Source organism: Acidovorax facilis (assembly GCF_023913775.1).
In the GTDB taxonomy this organism is placed as follows: domain Bacteria; phylum Pseudomonadota; class Gammaproteobacteria; order Burkholderiales; family Burkholderiaceae_C; genus Acidovorax; species Acidovorax facilis.
Genome location: NZ_JAMXAX010000408.1, coordinates 1 through 247, shown reverse-complemented (window position 1 = coordinate 247; position 247 = coordinate 1). Strand labels below are relative to the sequence as shown.

The following is a 247-nucleotide window of genomic DNA, read 5'->3' as shown; positions in this document are numbered from 1 at the left end:
GGTGCCTGGCGCATGCGCGCCGCAAGTTCGATGAACTGGCCAAAGCTCATGCAAGCCCGGTAGCTGCACAGGCCATCCAGCGCATGGCCGCGCTGTACCGAATCGAGCAGCAAGCGCGGGAGATGACAGCGGCGGATCGGTTGGCACTACGCCAGTTGCACGCACAGCCGCTGTGGGACGAGTTGCATGTGTGGCTGCGGCTGGAGAGAGCCCGGGTGGCGGACGGTGGGGGCATCGCCGCTGCTCT

Annotated in this window: 1 protein-coding gene; it reads left to right on the top strand. The window is 66.8% G+C overall.

Features of this window, described 5'->3' with window-relative positions; genetic code table 11:
* Positions 1 to 5: 5 nt before the first annotated feature.
* A partial coding sequence (locus NFX52_RS30790; RefSeq protein ID WP_289781661.1) for an IS66 family transposase occupies positions 6 to 247 on the top strand: 242 nt, incomplete at its 3' end.